The organism is Seonamhaeicola sp. MEBiC01930 (assembly GCF_045277075.1).
Classification (GTDB): domain Bacteria; phylum Bacteroidota; class Bacteroidia; order Flavobacteriales; family Flavobacteriaceae; genus Seonamhaeicola.
The window spans coordinates 1,707,947-1,726,584 of sequence record NZ_CP104270.1 but is presented as its reverse complement, the minus strand read 5'-3'; the positions used below and the strand labels follow the sequence as shown (position 1 = coordinate 1,726,584).

The 18,638-nt window shown below is 32.8% G+C and carries 14 protein-coding genes; 9 read left to right on the top strand and 5 right to left on the bottom strand.

Going from position 1 to position 18,638, the window contains the following annotated elements; translation table 11 throughout:
* Window positions 1-184: 184 nt before the first annotated feature.
* The gene (locus tag N1F78_RS07475; RefSeq protein ID WP_406685551.1) at window positions 185-1,969 is read right to left on the bottom strand and encodes a T9SS type A sorting domain-containing protein; all 1,785 of its coding nucleotides are present in this window, start codon (window positions 1,967-1,969) and stop codon (window positions 185-187) included.
* Between the two features lie 189 nt (window positions 1,970-2,158).
* Here N1F78_RS07475 and N1F78_RS07470 point away from each other — a divergent pair, with 189 nt between their 5' ends.
* Complete coding sequence (locus N1F78_RS07470) at window positions 2,159-3,451, top strand: aminopeptidase P family protein (RefSeq protein WP_406685550.1); 1,293 nt, start codon at window positions 2,159-2,161, stop codon at window positions 3,449-3,451.
* Window positions 3,452-3,505: 54 nt separating this feature from the next.
* Here N1F78_RS07470 and N1F78_RS07465 read toward each other — a convergent pair whose 3' ends face one another.
* Window positions 3,506-4,828 carry an aspartate kinase gene (locus tag N1F78_RS07465; protein WP_406685549.1) on the bottom strand — a complete coding sequence of 441 codons (1,323 nt, stop codon included), beginning with the start codon at window positions 4,826-4,828 and terminating at the stop codon, window positions 3,506-3,508.
* 137 nt (window positions 4,829-4,965) lie between these two features.
* On the opposite strand from N1F78_RS07465, the gene N1F78_RS07460 reads away from it, so the two are divergent.
* Window positions 4,966-5,622: a hypothetical protein gene (locus N1F78_RS07460; protein WP_406685548.1), complete on the top strand. Its 657-nt coding sequence runs from the start codon at window positions 4,966-4,968 to the stop codon at window positions 5,620-5,622.
* Window positions 5,623-5,627: 5 nt separating this feature from the next.
* Here N1F78_RS07460 and N1F78_RS07455 read toward each other — a convergent pair whose 3' ends face one another.
* A complete protein-coding gene (locus tag N1F78_RS07455) occupies window positions 5,628-7,316 on the bottom strand; it encodes an FAD-dependent oxidoreductase (protein WP_406685547.1) in 1,689 nt (562 codons plus the stop codon).
* Window positions 7,317-7,494: 178 nt separating this feature from the next.
* Here N1F78_RS07455 and N1F78_RS07450 point away from each other — a divergent pair, with 178 nt between their 5' ends.
* A complete protein-coding gene (locus N1F78_RS07450; protein ID WP_406685546.1) occupies window positions 7,495-8,274 on the top strand; it encodes an alpha/beta fold hydrolase in 780 nt (259 codons plus the stop codon).
* A gap of 640 nt (window positions 8,275-8,914) precedes the next feature.
* On the opposite strand, the gene thiL is transcribed toward N1F78_RS07450, so the two are convergent.
* Window positions 8,915-9,961 (bottom strand): thiamine-phosphate kinase, encoded by a 1,047-nt coding sequence (gene thiL / locus N1F78_RS07445; protein WP_406685545.1) that lies wholly within the window; start codon window positions 9,959-9,961, stop codon window positions 8,915-8,917.
* A 144-nt stretch (window positions 9,962-10,105) separates the two neighbouring features.
* On the opposite strand from thiL, the gene N1F78_RS07440 reads away from it, so the two are divergent.
* From N1F78_RS07440 to N1F78_RS07425, 4 genes are read left to right on the top strand one after another with little or no spacing between them, the layout of a single operon-like run.
* Window positions 10,106-11,368 carry a choice-of-anchor B family protein gene (locus tag N1F78_RS07440; RefSeq protein WP_406685544.1) on the top strand — a complete coding sequence of 421 codons (1,263 nt, stop codon included), beginning with the start codon at window positions 10,106-10,108 and terminating at the stop codon, window positions 11,366-11,368.
* An 8-nt stretch (window positions 11,369-11,376) separates the two neighbouring features.
* Window positions 11,377-12,729: a hypothetical protein gene (locus tag N1F78_RS07435; protein WP_406685543.1), complete on the top strand. Its 1,353-nt coding sequence runs from the start codon at window positions 11,377-11,379 to the stop codon at window positions 12,727-12,729.
* Between the two features lies 1 nt (window position 12,730).
* Window positions 12,731-13,495, top strand: coding sequence for an MbnP family protein (locus N1F78_RS07430; RefSeq protein WP_406685542.1), 765 nt, complete (start codon window positions 12,731-12,733; stop codon window positions 13,493-13,495).
* A gap of 3 nt (window positions 13,496-13,498) precedes the next feature.
* Window positions 13,499-14,572, top strand: a complete 1,074-nt coding sequence (locus tag N1F78_RS07425) for a cytochrome-c peroxidase (protein WP_406685541.1) — start codon at window positions 13,499-13,501, stop codon at window positions 14,570-14,572.
* Window positions 14,573-14,576: 4 nt separating this feature from the next.
* Here N1F78_RS07425 and N1F78_RS07420 read toward each other — a convergent pair whose 3' ends face one another.
* Complete coding sequence (locus N1F78_RS07420) at window positions 14,577-16,595, bottom strand: glycoside hydrolase family 97 protein (protein ID WP_406685540.1); 2,019 nt, start codon at window positions 16,593-16,595, stop codon at window positions 14,577-14,579.
* A gap of 247 nt (window positions 16,596-16,842) precedes the next feature.
* Between N1F78_RS07420 and N1F78_RS07415 the strand changes: the two genes are divergently transcribed.
* Together N1F78_RS07415 and sufB are read left to right on the top strand one after the other, a co-directional pair.
* Window positions 16,843-17,172 (top strand): HesB/IscA family protein, encoded by a 330-nt coding sequence (locus tag N1F78_RS07415; RefSeq protein WP_406685539.1) that lies wholly within the window; start codon window positions 16,843-16,845, stop codon window positions 17,170-17,172.
* A 15-nt stretch (window positions 17,173-17,187) separates the two neighbouring features.
* A complete protein-coding gene (gene sufB, locus N1F78_RS07410; RefSeq protein ID WP_406685538.1) occupies window positions 17,188-18,636 on the top strand; it encodes a Fe-S cluster assembly protein SufB in 1,449 nt (482 codons plus the stop codon).
* Window positions 18,637-18,638 lie beyond the last annotated feature (2 nt).

Sequence of the window (18,638 nt, the reverse complement as noted above, 5' to 3'; positions counted from 1 at the left end):
GAACTGCAAAGGTAATTTACTATATATTCATAGACAACAGGTATCTAGTTTTAAATTCTAATTTAGAATAATTATAAGTAATAATACTTAGTTTTAAAAAAATGATTTAAGTCATTGTTCAAATAAAAAAAGAGACGCTAAATACACGTCTCTTTATTATTTTGATACTTCTCCTTGAAAGAAATTAATCCACCATAATTTTCATAGTAACCATGGCCCTTTCAGAATAAATATTGACAAAATATAAACCCGAAGCAGCTCCTTCCATATTAATAGTTTTAATTCTTGATGTATTCGCTAAATCATGGGAAGATATTTGTCTACCGCTCACGTCATAAATCACAGCTCTATCTAAATTAAGTTGAGAGGCATTTCTTATTTGAAATTCACCTCTTGAAGGATTTGGATAAACACTAATCGCTTTTTCTAAATCATTTTCATCAATACTCAATGAACAAGAGCCACTTGTCATTAGAGGTTGAGCGCAGATTACAGAACCTTCACTTCTACTTTGAATATTATTTGCTGCTGTGCTATTATCTGAGCTAATAACTTTTTGAGACTCTCCATTTGAAATAGCATAATGCATAACATCATCTAAGTTGTCTCCATCAACGGTGGGATCAATTACATGAGCTAATTGGTGTCCGTGACCTAATTCATGAAGCGCCACGCTTTCAAAATCATATTCTGAAAAACCAGGCAAATCCGTTCCATAATGCCAATCTGTAGTATCATCAAAAACAATATCTAATTCACTAACCCACCAATTTAAACCATCACAACTTGTGTACCATGAATAACATTTTCCAAGAGTGGTTGCTCCCAATTCAGAACCATTATCAAATCTTATTACATTAGTACCATCAGAACTACTCCCAATAACGTCAACCGCGGTAGCAGACCCACTAATTGTCCAATTAATTCCAGTTTCACAAACCCATTTATCGAAGGCTCGTTCAAAAGCTGCTTTTGCAGCAGCATTGTTAAAAAAATCTGTCTGCATTTCCCAAGTATAACCGCCGCTTGCATTATCATTATAATGTTGTATTTGGAAGTCCTGAAGACCGGAACCTGGATCAAAAGACACATTTATTTCTGAATAAGAAACTGTTAAGGCTGCTCCCGGAGATTGCGCATTACTAGTATCTTCTACTACAACAGAACCTGTACCAGCTCTAGAAGGAACTTCAACGGTAATTGAAGTATCACTCCAAGAAGTTACCTGACTATCTAATGCAGCTATTAAAGTGGCACCTCCATCATCTGCATTGCTAAACCACACGTTACCTTGGCCTGCACCAAAACCACTTCCTGTAATAATCAATTCCTCTCCTGTACCAGCAGAAACAACTGATTTATTTAGGGTTAAACTACTTGGAGGTAATAGACCTTTACTAGTTTTGGTTTTATAGTCAGAGCCAAAATCTTTGATTTGCATATAACCTTGCCTAGTAAATGCTGTTATCTCATTATAGAAAGAACTTTTAATTCCTTTCATTTTTTTAAATGAGTTGGCAGCCAAATCATTTGTTAAATTATACCTGAAAAAACCTTGAGATAAAGCATAGGGTTTATATTCCTTATTTGCAGACTCTTTACCAGATAACCTGTTTAAAGTTTTACTATTCTGTAAAGTAAACACGCCCACATCTTCCTGGCTTAGTAATAAACTAGGGTGCACTATTAAGGCATCTAAACCTACAGTACCTCCTAATGTAATAACATCAACTGTTTCTATAGGGTCTCCTTTAAAAACTTTATAAACTTCAATAGTGTTTGCAGTATAAATTAAACCACCACTGGCATCCCAAAAAGATTCTTTAGCAATAACCTTTCCTTCTACAACTAAATTTGAATTTTCAATTTGTTCCTTTAGTGAAATTTCTCTTTGAAGTGATTGAGCATAAATTGTTTCCACACCAATTAAACAAAACAACAGTGTAAATATTAAAGTAATTTTTTTCATCTGATTAAATCTATTAAAGTTAATAAAACCTATTTAAGAATTTACGGCACAATATAATAAGATAAAACATATAGTACAATATAACCCGCTTTATCAAAAGGTTAAACCAGAGGGACTTTCAAATATAACAAATAATTACTAATGATTTATTAAGAATTACTACATTTAACCATCAAAATTCTATTAAAAATGAAATATTTTCGAATAAACAATAAACTCTTCATAAAAAACAGAAAGGATTTTACATTAAAAATGAATCCCAAGAGCTTAGCTGTATTTAACTCAAATGACATATATCCCATAAGTGCGGATAGTACTTTACCCTTTCAACAGCATAGAGATATTTTTTATTTAAGTGGTGTTGATCAAGAAGAAAGTATATTAGTATTATTCCCAGACTGCCCCAAAGAAAAGCATAGAGAAATTCTTTTCTTAAAAGAAACCAATGAACATATTGCAATTTGGGAGGGCGAAAAACTTACCAAGGAAAAAGCTCTTGAAATTAGCGGTATAAAAACAGTTTACTGGCTTCAAGATATGGAAAAAATCATGTTTGAAATTATGACTCAATGTGATACCATTTATATTAACACCAATGAGCATTACCGTTCTAATGTTGAGGTTGAAACTAGAGAAGATAGGTTTACAAAATGGTTAAAAGATAAATATCCTGCTCATGTAGTTGCTAAAAGCAACCCAATATTACAAAGACTTAGATCTGTTAAAAACCAAATAGAATTAGACCTAATACAAGAGGCCTGCAACATAACCGAAAAAGGATTTCGTAGAGTCTTAAATTTTGTAAAACCTGGTGTAATGGAATATGAAATTGAAGCGGAATATATTCATGAATTTATAAAAAACCGATCAAAAGGCTTTGCTTATACTCCTATTGTAGCATCAGGAAACAATGCAAATGTATTACACTATATTGAAAACAATCAACCTTGTCATGCTGGCGATTTAATTTTAATGGATGTTGGTTCTGAATACGCAAATTATTCAAGTGATATGACTAGAACCATTCCTGTTTCAGGAAAATTCACAAAAAGACAAAAAGAAGTCTATAACGCAGTTAACCGAGTAAAAAACGAAGCTACTAAAATGTTAGTTCCTGGCACGATTTGGGAGGATTACCATATTGAAGTTGGCAAAATAATGACTTCTGAATTGCTAGGTTTAGGTTTGCTAACCAAAATAGATATTCAAAATGAAAACCCTGAATGGCCTGCATATAAAAAATATTTTATGCACGGAACCAGTCACCATATGGGTTTAGACACACACGATTACGGCATTTTAACTGACCCTATGAAAGCTAATATGGTATTTACAGTTGAACCCGGAATTTACATTCCGGATGAAGGTTTTGGAATTCGAATTGAAGATGATGTTGTTGTTCAAGAAACAGGGGAACCAATAAATTTAATGAAGAACATTCCTATTGAGGTAGAAGAAATAGAGGATATTATGAATTCTTAAAAAAAAGGGTCGTTTTTCAACGACCCTTTATATCACAAAACACTAACACTTAATTTAAAGAGTGACTAATTCAAATAAATATTCATTTAGTTTTTGCAATGTTTCTATTTTATTTTGAGTATCTATTAACAACGAAATATTATTTCTACTTCCACCATAAGATATCATTCTAATCTTAACATCTTTTAATATCTGAAACAACTTAAAAGTTTCTTCATGATTCACTATAGAATGCCCTACCAAACAAACTATACTCTGCTTTCTATCTACTTCTATAGTTGCAATTGTTTGTAATTCTTCAACTATCTTATCAAGATTCTTATCATCATCAATAGTTAAAGAAACTGCCACCTCAGAAGTGGTAATCATATCAATTGGTGTTTCATAAACCTCAAATATTTCAAACACTTTTCTTAAGAATCCATGAGCTTGAAGCATTCTTCCAGACTTAATCTTAATTGCAGTAATGTTGTCTTTTGCCGCAATTGCTTTTATTCCATTTTCAACATGATTACTACTAATCAGTGTTCCTGATGCTGGCGGATTCATAGTATTTTTCAATCTTACTGGAATACCATCTGCCCTTACAGGTAATACCGTCTGAGGATGCAAGATTTTAGCACCAAAATAGGCTAACTCCGCAGCTTCATCAAAGGATAAATTTGATATGGGTTGTGTACCTTCAACAAATCTAGGATCGTTATTATGCATTCCATCAATATCTGTCCAGATTTGCACCTCTTCAGCTTGTATTACAGCACCAACAATTGTAGCTGTATAATCACTACCTCCACGTTGTAAATTTGAAATAGCCCCATTATCATCTAAACAAATAAAGCCTTGAGTAATGTAAATTTCAGCTTCTGGAGTAACTTCTAATGCTTTATTTAAATGTTCTTTTGTATAATCAACATCCGGCTCCTTAACGGCATCAATTTTCATGAAATCTAAAGCTGCCAACAACTGTGAGTTGACCCCTTCTTGTTGTAAAAAAGCATTAAACATAAAAGTAGAAAGCAATTCTCCTTGAGCCAAAATTTCATTCTCCACTTCAATTGAAAATACTTTCGAAGCACATTCTAGTAAAAAGTTAAAACGTTCAGATACGTAAGTAGCTACTTGCGCTTTTAAATCTTCATCAGTCAATAATTCGTTTACAACAATCACATATTTTTTATGCAAACTCTCAACTTCTTCAATTGCCTCTTTTATACTTTCAGTCTCAATCTTTGATGCAATACTCACTAAAGCATTTGTGGTACCAGACATTGCAGAAAGCACAACAATTTTTTTATCTCCGTCATTAATAATAGACTTAACATTATTCATGTTTTCTATTGAACCAACCGATGTACCTCCAAACTTTAATACCTTCATACTTTTTATTTTATATACAGAAGTAATTCCTGCTTTCCTAAATCTAAATTTGAGTTGCAAAATTAATGTTCGAATAATCATTGACCTTATTTTTGCAAAAAAAAGTTTACTTTTACACAAATTGTTAAATAATTAACATGAAGACCGTATCTAATTGTGTAGAAGACATTTTAATTACGCAACCGTATTTGGAAGAGGCGCTCTCTAGAAACATAATTAACTTTAGCGCATTAGCATTGGAACTTACAGAGCCAATAAGTAAGATGCTTAAAAAAGAGGTGAAACCAGGAGCGATAATGATGGCTTTAAGACGGTATAACCCACCTCCTACTTTGGGAAACACCATTAAAATGAGACGAGTTATTCAAAATTTAGGAGATATTACTGTTCGTTCTAATTTAACAGATTTTACGGTTAAAAACTCGGACACTCTAATTGAGAACCACTCCAAAATTCTTGAGAGAATAAACAACGAAGACAAACTTTTTTACACCTTTACTAGAGGTATTCATGAAAGTACCATTATAATTTCTAGTAGTTTAAATGACTTTGTAAAAGAAACCCTTAAAAACGAATTGTTTTTGGCAGTTCAAGAGGGGCTTTCGGCAATTAGTATAAACCTGCCACAAGACAACTCTAAAATTGCAGGTTTGTACTATCACTTTTTTAAACGTTTAGCTTGGGAGGGCATCGTTTTATATGAAGTACTTTCAACAACAAATGAATTTACCATTTTAGTTGAGGATGAATATGTAGATAAAGCGTTTACCGCAATAAAAAGAGTAAAATCTTAAAAAAGTTAAATCTCAATTGCAGTTTCCGGCATCTCAATTTGATCGCTATACATTTGCCAAACTTTAAATCCGCCTGCAACATTTAGAACTTTAGCTATATCATTATTCCTTAAAATCAATTCTGCTAAATAACCTCTTAACCCTTTTTGACAAAAAACAATTATGTCTTTATTAAGTGACTTAATGGATTCTACATTATCTCTTAATGAATCTAATGGATAATTCACCGCTCCAGGAATTGTACCTTTTTTATATTCTTCCTCAGTTCTAGCATCTATTAATAAATAATCTTTATTAAAATCATTTTCAAACCACGTTTCTAAAGCTTCAACTGAAATCTGATCACTTCTATTATTCAAAATATTTTCCGTGATATAACCAGTTACTACTATAGGGTCTTTAGCTGGCGAAAATGGCGGTGCATAAGCTAAATCAAGCTGTGCTAAATCAGTAATTTTTAGATTTGCGTAAATAGCTGTACTTAAAACATCTATACGCTTATCTACACCAACTTCACCAAAGAGTTCCGCTCCAAAAATTTCCTTGGTTTTAGGACAAAAATAAATCTCCGAAACTAAATCTTTTTGACCTGGATAATACCCTGGAGTAGATCCTACTACAGACAAAACCGTTTTATAGGGAATCTCTTTTTGTGCAAGCGTAGTAGCATTCATTCCTGTTCTTGCTAAAGTATAATCGAAAACCTTAATTATAGCCGTTTTATAAGCTCCGCCAAATTTCACATCTCTTCCCATTGCATTAGCCCCAGCAGTTCTTCCTCCCTTATTAGAATGTGTTCCCAAGGGGAAATAATCATAATCTTTACTTTGCAAATTTTTAATGGACACATTGTCCCCTGCAGCAAACACATCTGGAATAGACGTTTCCATGGCGTCATTTACTTTTAAGGCGCCATTATCAATAGCTTCGGCACCTTCAGCCAATAACAAATCTGTATTGGGCTTAATTCCTGTACTTAGTATTACAAAATCTGTAGGAACCGTTTTTCCATCTTTCGTTTGTAAAGAAAGAATTTTTCCTTCTTCATTTATATTGAATTTAGAAACCAACGTATTAGTCAAAACACTAATACCTTCATTGTTCAAAATATTTTCGCCAAAATTTGCAAACTTCTTTTGCCACATATTAAGAATATGGCTAGCCCCCTCTATTAAGGTTACATTTTTTCCAGCATGTTTTAGGTTTTCAGCTACTTCAACTCCTATCAAACCCGCACCAATTATTGTTATGTTTTTAGATGAACCTATAAGGCCTTCGTTGGTAATCTTATCAAAATCCTTCATTGACCTGCAAGTAGACCAATTGCTGGCCAATTTGATATTCTCAATTGGCGGCACAATAGAACGCGCCCCAGTTGCAAAAATTAAAACATCATAATCATAGCTACCCTTGTTTGAATATACCTTTTTAATATTAGAATCAATCTTGATGATTTCTTCATTTAAATGTACATCCACATTAAATCTGTTCTTTAACAATTCTGGTTTCACTACCATTAATCGTTCTCTCGTTTCAATAATTCCAGAAAAGGCATAAGGCATTCCGCAAGTAGCATAACTAATATTTGCTCCTTTCTCAAACAAAATAATTTCTGCTTGTTCGTTTTCTCTTCTTGCTTTGGCTGCTGCTGATGGACCCGCAGACAAACCTCCAATAACTATTATTTTTTTCATTTTAATTTCTATTTCTATTCAAATTTCAGAGAAACAATTTAATTGGAATGTAATATTTGTCACTTAAACGATTGCGTTAATATCTGGTTTTATAAGAACCTTACTAAGTTCTAATTCTGCCCTTTAAATTTAGTTTTATTCATAATCCAGATTTATCTTTGTAATAGAATCACATTACATGATACTTGAATATAAGGGGACGGATATTTTTTATACCGATAAAGGAAAAGGAAGGGCTATTGTTTTACTACATGGATTCCTAGAAAACTCTAAAATTTGGAAGCCTTTTATCTCTCATCTATCAAAAAAAAACCGAATTATTTGTATAGATCTTTTGGGACATGGAAAAACAGGGTGTTTAGGCTACATTCACTCAATGGAATTAATGGCTGAGGTTGTGGATGCGGTTTTAAAAAATCTAAGAATTAGAAAGTCTATTTTAATAGGCCATTCCATGGGTGGATACGTAGCTTTGGCCTACGCCGAAAGCAAACCTGATAATGTTAAAGGATTATGCTTATTGAATTCAACTGCCAGTGCCGACACCATTGAAAAGAAAAAAAACCGAGATCGAGGTATTCAAGCTGTAAAACAGAACCATAAAACATTTATTAGAATTGCCATTGCAAACCTTTTCAGTTCTAGTAATCAAACATTATTTGCTAAAGAAATTGAAGCATTAATCAATGAATGTTTACAAACTCCTTTGCAGGGAATTGTAGCGGCTTTAGAAGGAATGAAAATTAGAGAAGACAGAGAAGTGCTACTTCATTTTTCTCCTTACAAGAAAATGATGGTTATTGGAAAAAACGACCCAGCTTTAGACTATAACTCCTTAAAAACTCAAACGAAAAATACTGAAGTAAATGTAATCGAATTCGAAGGCGGACATATGAGTTTTATAGAAAATAAAAGTGATCTTTTAAAATCAATAATGTATTTCATCGATTTTATTTAATATTTTATCGTTTTTATATTAATTTTTTGTAGGTTTATATCTACCAAATCTTAATTGCCATGCAAAAAACTACTAGTAAACCTACTTTTATACCCAAAATGTACTGCTCAATATTTGGTCATGATTATCAAATAACTAAAAAAGTAACTTCCCACGTAAAAGAATATACTTGTTCACATTGTAAAAAACAGTTAACAACAAACAGCAACGGAAGTTTAATAGAACTTACACCAAAATTTAAAGAAATTAACGATATTTTGGAAAAGATTCATTCTTCAAGAATGAAACGTTTAAGGAGAAAAACAATCACTTCGTCGATTTGTTAACATACTGTTAATAACTTTAGTCGATTTTTTCTACCTTTAAAACCGTCTCTCTTAAAAGTAATCAGTTAATGGTAAGAGTTTTATGAAAAATATTCATTGCAAAGTGTTTGGGCACGACCTTGAAGTTAAAAAAAATATCACTTTACACGTAAAAGAATACGCCTGCAAAAATTGTAAAAAAGAATTCACAACTAACAGTTCTGGAAATCTAACCGAATTGACTCCAAAATTTAAAGAGATAAATGCTGTTTTAGAAAACATTCACAACAGACGCCTTTTAAGGAAAAAAGGTCTAAGTCCAAATTTATTAGTTTTTAGTCATTAAAATTTTTCCACCCTTGAGCCTTAAGCTTAATTTTAGTTTCTGCTCTTGTTACTAAATGTACCCCCGCGTCCTTTTCTCTTATATAACCAATTATAGTTAAACTTGGATTTGCCTTTATTTTAGGATAATCTTCTTGAGAAATTGTCATTAATAATTCATAGTCCTCTCCGCCATTCAAAGCCACTGTAGTGCTATCTATATTAAATTCTTCACAGGTTGATATGACTTGAGGATCTAAAGGAATTTTGTTCTCATATAAATCACATCCAACATTACTTTGTTTACAAATATGTAATATTTCTGAAGATAAGCCATCACTAACATCTATCAAGGCTGTAGGCGTCACATTTAAATCCTTTAATAATTTAATAACATCCTTTCTTGCCTCAGGTTTTAATTGGCGTTCAACTATATAAGAATAAGGTTCTAAATCAGGTTGACTATTAGGATTAACTTTATAAACTTCCTTTTCACGCTCTAAAACTTGTAAACCCATATAGGCACCTCCTAAATCTCCAGAAACAACCAATAGGTCATTTGGCTTGGCTCCATTTCTATAAACTTCATTATCCGTTTCAACTTCCCCAATAGCAGTTACAGAAATTAGCAATCCGGAATTTGAAGATGTAGTATCTCCACCAATAACATCAATATCATAAATTCTTGCAGCCGTTTCAATTCCAGAATATAACTCCTCCAAAGCCTCTAAAGAAAATCTATTAGAAACAGCGATTGAAACAGTAACCTGGGTGGCACTGGCATTCATTGCATAAACGTCGGATAAATTAACAACAACAGCCTTATACCCCAAATGCTTTAATGGCATATAACTTAAATCAAAATGAACACCCTCCACTAACAAATCAGTAGTAACTACAATTTTATTTTTTTTAAAATCTAAAACAGCAGCATCATCACCTATACCTTTAATTGTTGAGGTTTGTTCAACTTTAAAATTCTTGGTTAAATGATCAATCAATCCAAACTCACCTAAATCACTTAATTGAGTTCTTTGTTGGTTTTTATCTTCTATCATTTTGCAAAAATAAGAAGCTTCGGTTTATTATTCTATTTTAAAACCATAGTTTTATTCTGTTAATTTTGTTATTTTACATAAGGTTTTCATCAACAACTAATAATATAAGTGTTTGAAAATTCGTTTTAATAAAAATTGCTAGGTATGTTCTTACTAAAAAAGAAAAGACTATTCACTTTTGCTCTAATAATATTGTTAATTAGCTCTTGTGAAAAAGACAATAATATCCCTTTAAATATTGGCAGCAATAATGGAGATAATACTGTACAAGTTTTAGCTGAATGCTTAAATGGCTTTGCAGGCATATATCCCTGTAACAACTACGACTTAATGGCTCAACTACCTTTAAGCACTTTTGACGCTACAGCTGGTAATGACTCTTGGGGTTGGGTAGACCAAACTACTGGAAAAGAATATGCACTAATGTGTGTTGATAACGGTGTTGGGTTTGTTGATATTTCTGACGTTTTAAACCCTATGTATTTGGGGAAACTACCAACAGCTACTATTTCAAGCCCATGGAGAGATGTAAAAGTATATAATAACCATGCTTTTATTGTTGCCGATAATAATACTGGAGAAGATAGTCATGGTATGCAAGTTTTTGACCTCACCCGATTGAGGAATGTCACTGACCCTCCGGAAACATTTTCTGAAGATCTTCATTTCACTGGGTTTGGGAGAGCACACAATATTGTAATTAATGAAGAAAGCGGTTATGCGTATATTGTTGGAGGCAATAGAAGTAACACTTATTCTGGAGGACCTATTTTTATAAATATTCAGAACCCAACAAACCCAGTTATAGAAGGAGGCTTTAGTGCAGGTGGCTACTCTCATGATGCTCAGGTTGTTACTTATAGTGGTCCTGACACAGATTATACAGGGCGAGAAATTTTAATTGGCAGCAATGAAAATGAAGTAGTTATAGCAGATGTAACCGATAAAACTAATCCAATTGTAATCTCAACAATAACCTACAGTAATGTTAGATACACCCATCAAGGTTGGTTTACAACAGATATGAAGTATTTTATTTTAGGCGATGAATTAGATGAACTCAGAATTGGCATTAATACAAAAACAGTTGTTTTTGACTTTACGGATTTAGATAGCCCGCAATTTCATTTTGATTACTTTGGCCCTACAACTGCAATTGATCATAATGGTTATGTTTTAAATAGCCAATATTTCTTTGCAAATTATAACGCAGGAATGAGAGTTCTTGATATTTCTGATATTGACAACTCCTCATTTATTGAATCAGGTTACTTTGATACATACCCTGAAAACGACAATACTAACTTTGAAGGTGCATGGAATGTCTACCCCTATTTACCAAGTGGTAATATTATTGTTAGTGATGTTACTTATGGCCTTTTTATTGTTAGACACAATGGCAATTAACCAATTTTATGCGCCCTTGTATTAAAAAATATTACCCAACATCTTATTTAGTTACTATAATTTTATTGGTGTTAGCATGTTCAAAATCTGAAACTTCTACAACACCGGTGCTCCCTATAGAAAAAGATATTGACTTTGTAAAAACTCTTGGAGGCACAAAGAACGAAAGTGCGCAATCTATTATAAATACTAAAGATAATGGTTATGCCATTTTAGGATATACACAAAGTGCAGATGGAGACGTTACCAATAAAACAGATGAATCTTTTAACTACTGGTTATTAAAATTTGATGAAAACCACAACCAGCAGTGGCAAAAAAATTATGGTGGAAGTGCTGATGACAGAGGCAGCTGTGTTATTCAAACTTCAGATGGTGGATATGCTATTTTAGGTTCAAGTAAAAGTGCTAACGGTGATGTTTCAACTAATAATGGGTTCAATGATTTTTGGATGATAAAAACAGATAGTACAGGAAACATTATTTGGGAAACTTCTTTTGGTTATTCCGGAGCTGATGATGGTACATCAATTATTGAAACAAATGATAATGGGTTTTTAATTACTGGGGTACTAGATGTATCTGCTTCTGGCGGACAAGGAAACACAAAATCATCTTCAAAAAGACATGCTGGTGGAGATTATTGGGCAATAAAATTAAATTCTGTAGGAACACTTCAATGGAGCAAATATTTTGGAGGCTCTTTTACTGATACGCCATATGATGCTATTCAAACATCCGACGGTAATTATATTTTAGTAGGATCATCTGACAGTGAAGATGTTGACATTAAAGCAAATAAAGGTTCTTATGATTTTTGGGTTATTAAAATATCTCCCGAAGGAAATCTAATCTGGGAAAAATCTTTTGGGGGTACACAAACTGATGAAGCCAGAGCCATTACTAACACTAACGATGGCAATTATCTCATTGTTGGGGACACTAGAAGTAACGATACAGATATCACAAACAACAATGGAGCTGCAGATTTTTGGATTATTAAAATATCTCCCGAAGGAAATTTAATTTGGGAAAAGACTTTTGGCGGCAGTAGTTTTGATGCTGCTCGCTCTATCTCAAAAACTCAAGATGGTGGTTTTATAATTTGTGGTAGTTCAAGAAGTTCAGATACTGATCTTTCTACAAACAATGGTCAAAATGATGCTTGGGTAATCAAAATAGATAACTCGGCTAATATAGAATGGCAAAAAAGTGTTGGTGGAACTCAAGTTGATTTAGCATATGATGCTATAGAATTAAATGACAAATCTATTATTATAGTTGGTGAATCTAGCAGTTCTGACCTTGATATTAATGAAAATAAAGGATTTTCTGATGTTTTAATTTTTAAAACAAAGTAAGATGAATAAAGCTGCCTCAATAATATTAGCTGTGTTTTTTCTACTATCATGTAGTCCGGACAATGAAAACAAAGCAATAAACTTTACTTTTAATTTCATTCATAAATGGGACGGTACGTTGGTTACAAACGCTGATTTAAACATAATAAAATTCACCAATCAAATTGGTAATCAATTAAGCATTGAACGTTTACGTTATTTAATTTCTGACATAACTTTTTCAAAATCAAATGGTGATACCTTTGTAATTGAAGCATACAATTTAATTGATGTTACAAACAACAAAAATTTAAGTTTTTCTCCCTCAGCAACAATTCCCACGGGTAAGTACTCTGACGTTTCATTTACTTTTGGGTTTAAAAATGAAAAGAATGTTGACGCAGTTTATCAAGACTTAAACTCTGTATCGTTTGGAGTTCCTGCAATGCTTGGGGGCGGTTATCATTATATGCAAATGGACGGTAAATTTATAAATAGTTCTATTGAAGAACAGGGGTATAACTACCATGTCATAAGAGCTGCAGATAACCCTGGAGCGAACCCAACATTCCCACAAGACACCTTTTTTGAAGTTAGTTTAGGGAGTGTCATTATTTCTGAGGATATTACTTTTAATATTGAAATGAATATTGCTGAATGGTTTAAAAACCCTAACATTTGGGATTTGAACATATTAAACCAAGCACTCATGCCAAATTCAGCTGCCCAAATAATGATGTATGAAAATGGTAAAAACGTATTTAGTTTAGAATCTATAAATCAATAAAAATTGAAAAAAGGAGTGCTACATTGTTGCATTTTTTTTCTTTTCATTGGCATTTCTTGCACAATTGAAAAGATAGATAATCAGGCTTATACACCCATTTCAAGTGATTTAAAAATTCCACAACTTTTTGAAGATAGGATTTTAAATCCAGTCATTCCTTTTGACAACCCACAAACTGAAGAAGGTATTGTTTTAGGAAAAAAACTTTTTTTTGACTCAATTCTATCCGCTGACAATTCTCAATCTTGTGCAGATTGTCATATGCCTGAAAATGCATTTTCAGATCCCGATAAATTCAGTGATGGTATTGATGGTACTTTGGGCACTAGAAACTCCATGCCTCTTTTTAATTTAGCTTGGAATTATGATGAAAAATTCTTTTGGGATGGTAGTTCTTTCAGCCTAGAACATCAAGCTTTTAATCCAGTGGCAGACCCAACTGAAATGGCAAGTTCATGGACAGTTGTAGAACAAAAACTTCAAAATCATTCTGAATATCCAGAACTTTTCAATAAAGCCTTCGGTACTTCAAAAATAGATTCAACACTAGTTACTAAAGCTATAGCACAATTTGAACGTACATTAATTTCTGCAAATTCAAAATTTGACAAATATCTTTTAGGTGAAATAGAGTTAACTACAGAAGAATTGAATGGGTTTAATGTATTTATGGATGAAAACAGAGGCGACTGTTTTCATTGTCATGGCAGTGAAAACAATCCGCTATGGACAGACAATTTATTTCACAACAATGGTTTAGACCCAATATTCTCAGATTTAGGCTTAGGCGCTATTAGTGGAGATCCAGCTGATAACGGTAAATTTAAATCACCATCAATACGTAATTTAGCATTTACAGCTCCATATATGCACGATGGCAGGTTTGCAACTTTAGAGGAAGTAATAAACCATTACAGTGAGGGGTTACAGAACTCTTCAACCATAGACCCTCTTATGAAAAAGGTAGCCCAAGGTGGTGTGCAATTAAGCGATAAAGATAAGGCAGATTTAAAACTATTTCTTTTATCACTTTCAGACTATGAGTTCATTATTAATCCTAACTTTAAATCTGATTAAAATTTTATTCTTTTGTTAATATAGCACTATAACCGCCACCACTAGATAATTTTAGCAAAAGAGTTGAAGCCTGAGTTACTACCTTCTCTTCAACCTTATAATCCTCTGCATTTCTTATAGCATTAATACCATCTTTAAATATTTTGGCTTTATAATTACCTTTCTCAAGAAAATCTAAAGGCACTTTAAACTCTCTAGAACTCCAATCGGTCATGGCGCCAACATACCAGCTATCTCCTTTTCGTCTTGCTAAAACAATATAATCTGCAACCGAAGCAAATAAAACTACCGTTTCATCCCAAATGGTAGGAATTTTAGAAATAAAATCAACTGTTTCTTGCTCTTTGTAATAAATTGTTGGCGATTCGCAAAGCATTTGCAATGGTGCTTCATAAATCACATACATAGCAACTTGGTGTGCTCTGGTTCCATAAGACATTGGTCTTGAAAAGAATATTCCATAAGCGTCTTCTTTTTTTGTAAAATCCTGTTTATTTACATTCCTCATAGAACCAGGTGTATAATCCATAGGTCCAGCAACCATTCTAATAAAGGGAATTGTTACATTATGCTCTGGTGTAATATCTTTACTCCACTTATTATTCTCAGTGCCCTTAACACCTTCATAATTCAAGATATTTGGCCATACACGTTCAATTCCAGCAGGTTTAAAGGCTCCATGATAATCTACAATCAACTTATATTTAGCGGCAATTTCTGCTATTTTCTCGTAAGATTCTACCATAAATTGATCGCTTCTCTGCATAAAATCTACCTTAATTCCCTTGGCTCCCCAACTACTATAAGTCTTTAGGATTTTATCAGGAGACTCATAAAGAGGTTTCCACAATACCCAAAGTATGACACCTACATTTTTAGATTTGGCATACTCTATTAAATATGGAACATCAATAACATCATTATCATCTAAAATTTCAGTTGTAGATTTAGTCCAGCCTTCATCTAAAATGACGTATTCTATATTATTTCTTGAAGCAAAATCTATATAATACTTATAGGTTTCAGTGTTTATACCTGCCTCAAAATCTACACCATAAACATTATTGGCATTATACCAATCCCATGCAACTTTGCCAGGTTTAATCCAGTCTTCACCCTCTAGTTTAGAATCTCCTGATAACTCAGTCACAAGATTACTTTCTACAAATGATCTATCGTCATCGCTAATAATAAATACTCGCCAAGGGTATTCTCTTTCCCCATCAACCTTGGCAATATAGGATGCTTTTTTACTAATGATTTGATTTCTATCTGGTTCAAATTCAATATTAGGTATGGCCTCTAACACATACTTTGGAAATTTAGATGTAAACGACGAAGCGCTTTTGGACTTTTCTAAAAACATTCCTGGATAATTATGGAGAGAAGCTTCAGTAAAAAGCACTTTCGCAGCATTAGTTTGAAACATTACTGGAAGACTACAAAACTCACCGGCATTTAATTCTTCTACTTTATCATAAAGATATACGCGCTCATTATGAGAATACATGGAATCTTCCTTTGGAAAATACGTTTTACTACCTACAGGAAAAGTTAAAGACATCCCCTCACTATTCACTTGTTTAGAACTTTTATTTAAATCTACAAATCTATAGGCAACCCCATCATCATAAGCTCTAAAAACAACTTTAAATTGCTGCTTAAAATCCAACATTAGCTCATTATAATTACTATTAACAACTTTATCTTTATTAGGTATTTGAACAGTGATTGTCTTGTTATAACTTTTTGTTTTTTTACTTTTAATTTTTGCGTCTTTTCCTAAACTTCTCCCTTCACCCATTTCCATTAAAATGGTACAATCTTCAATCACTTTGGCATTATTTAAACTAACACTCCATGAAATATCATTATTTACATTTACAGTTAATTTTAATTTATTATTAGGTGAAATCAAATCTACTTTTTTTTGGGCTGCGACAAATGAAAAACTAAAAAACATTAAAGCAAAAAACAGTATTTTTCTTAGCAAACTTGCAAATAATAATAAGAGTAAATTCATTCTGATTAGATTGTTTTTAAATCAAATAATATAATGGTATGAATTTATGTTTTTTTCTTCCAATTAAGACTTACAATTTCAACTTTTTCTATATAATCTCCTATTCACCATGCTATTATCGAAAAAAACTTGTTTTAAATAAATAAAAACTATAAAACCATATAATAATATAATGTTAGGTTATCTTGTAATCACTGACTTATATTGTATATTTGCACTCTATTTAGAGTTAATCTAAGTTATAGGTATGATTAAAGTTTCAGAAACAGCTAAGAAAAAGGTGGTAGAGCTTATGACCGAAGATGGTTATGACGCAACTACAGATTTTGTTCGTGTTGGTGTAAAAAGTGGTGGTTGTTCAGGGTTGTCTTATGATTTAAAATTTGACAAACAACAATTAGATGAAGATAAAGTATTTGTAGACAATGGTGTGAAAATTATTGTAGACAAAAAAAGCTTTTTATACCTAATAGGAACTACTTTAGAATATTCCGGAGGATTAAACGGAACTGGGTTTGTATTCAACAACCCAAATGCCAATAGAACATGCGGTTGTGGCGAATCGTTTTCACTTTAATTTTAAGAGAGTAACATGTCGAAATATACTGAAGACGATTTAAGAGAAGAGTTAAAAACCAAAGAATACGAATACGGTTTTTATACGGATATTGAATCTGAGACTTTTCCTAATGGACTGAACGAGGATATTGTTCGTGCTATTTCAAAAAAGAAAGAAGAGCCTGAATGGATGACTGAATGGCGTTTAGAAGCTTTTAGAATTTGGAGCGAAATGGAAGAGCCAGAATGGGCAAATGTAAATTATGAGAAACCAGATTTTCAGGGAATTTCATATTACTCAGCACCAAATAGCAAACCTAAATATGACAGCCTAGATGAAGTAGATCCAGAATTACTGGCAACTTTTGAAAAGCTTGGTATTTCGTTAGACGAACAAAAGAAATTAGCTGGTGTAGCCATGGATGTAGTTGTAGATTCTGTATCTGTAGCTACTACGTTTAAGGAAACTCTTGCAGAACAAGGAATTATTTTTATGAGTATTTCTGAAGCAATTAAAGAGCACCCAGAACTTGTAAAAAAATATATAGGAACCGTTGTTCCGCAAAAAGATAATTTTTACGCCGCTTTAAATAGTGCTGTTTTTAGTGATGGAAGTTTCTGTTACATTCCTAAAGGTGTTCGTTGCCCTATGGAATTATCTACTTATTTCAGAATTAATCAAGCAGGAACTGGGCAGTTTGAAAGAACGCTTGTAATTGCAGACGAAGGCAGTTATGTAAGTTACCTAGAAGGCTGTACGGCTCCAAGTAGAGATGAAAACCAATTGCATGCTGCGGTAGTAGAGCTAATTGCCTTAGATGATGCTGAAATAAAATATTCTACAGTTCAAAACTGGTTCCCAGGAAATGCTGAAGGAAAAGGAGGTGTTTTCAACTTTGTTACCAAACGTGGTTTATGTGAAACCAATGCCAAAATCTCATGGACCCAAGTAGAAACAGGTAGTGCTGTTACATGGAAATACCCTTCATGTGTATTAAAAGGAAATAATTCAGTTGGAGAATTTTATTCCATTGCAGTAACTAATAATTATCAGCAAGCAGATACCGGAACTAAAATGATTCACTTAGGTAAAAATACTAAGTCTACAATTATTTCAAAGGGAATTTCTGCTGGCAAATCTCAGAACTCATATCGTGGATTAGTTCAGATAAACTCAAGAGCAGAAAATGCTCGAAACTTTTCACAATGTGATAGTTTACTAATGGGTAACGAATGTGGTGCACATACATTCCCATATATTGAAGCTAAAAATCAATCAGCTCAAATTGAGCACGAGGCTACAACAAGTAAAATTGGTGAAGATCAAATTTTCTATTGCAACCAAAGAGGTATAGATACAGAAAAGGCCATTGCCTTAATCGTTAATGGGTTTAGTAAAGAAGTATTAAATAAACTACCTATGGAGTTTGCTGTTGAAGCACAAAAATTACTAGAAATAAGTTTAGAAGGAAGTGTTGGATAAAA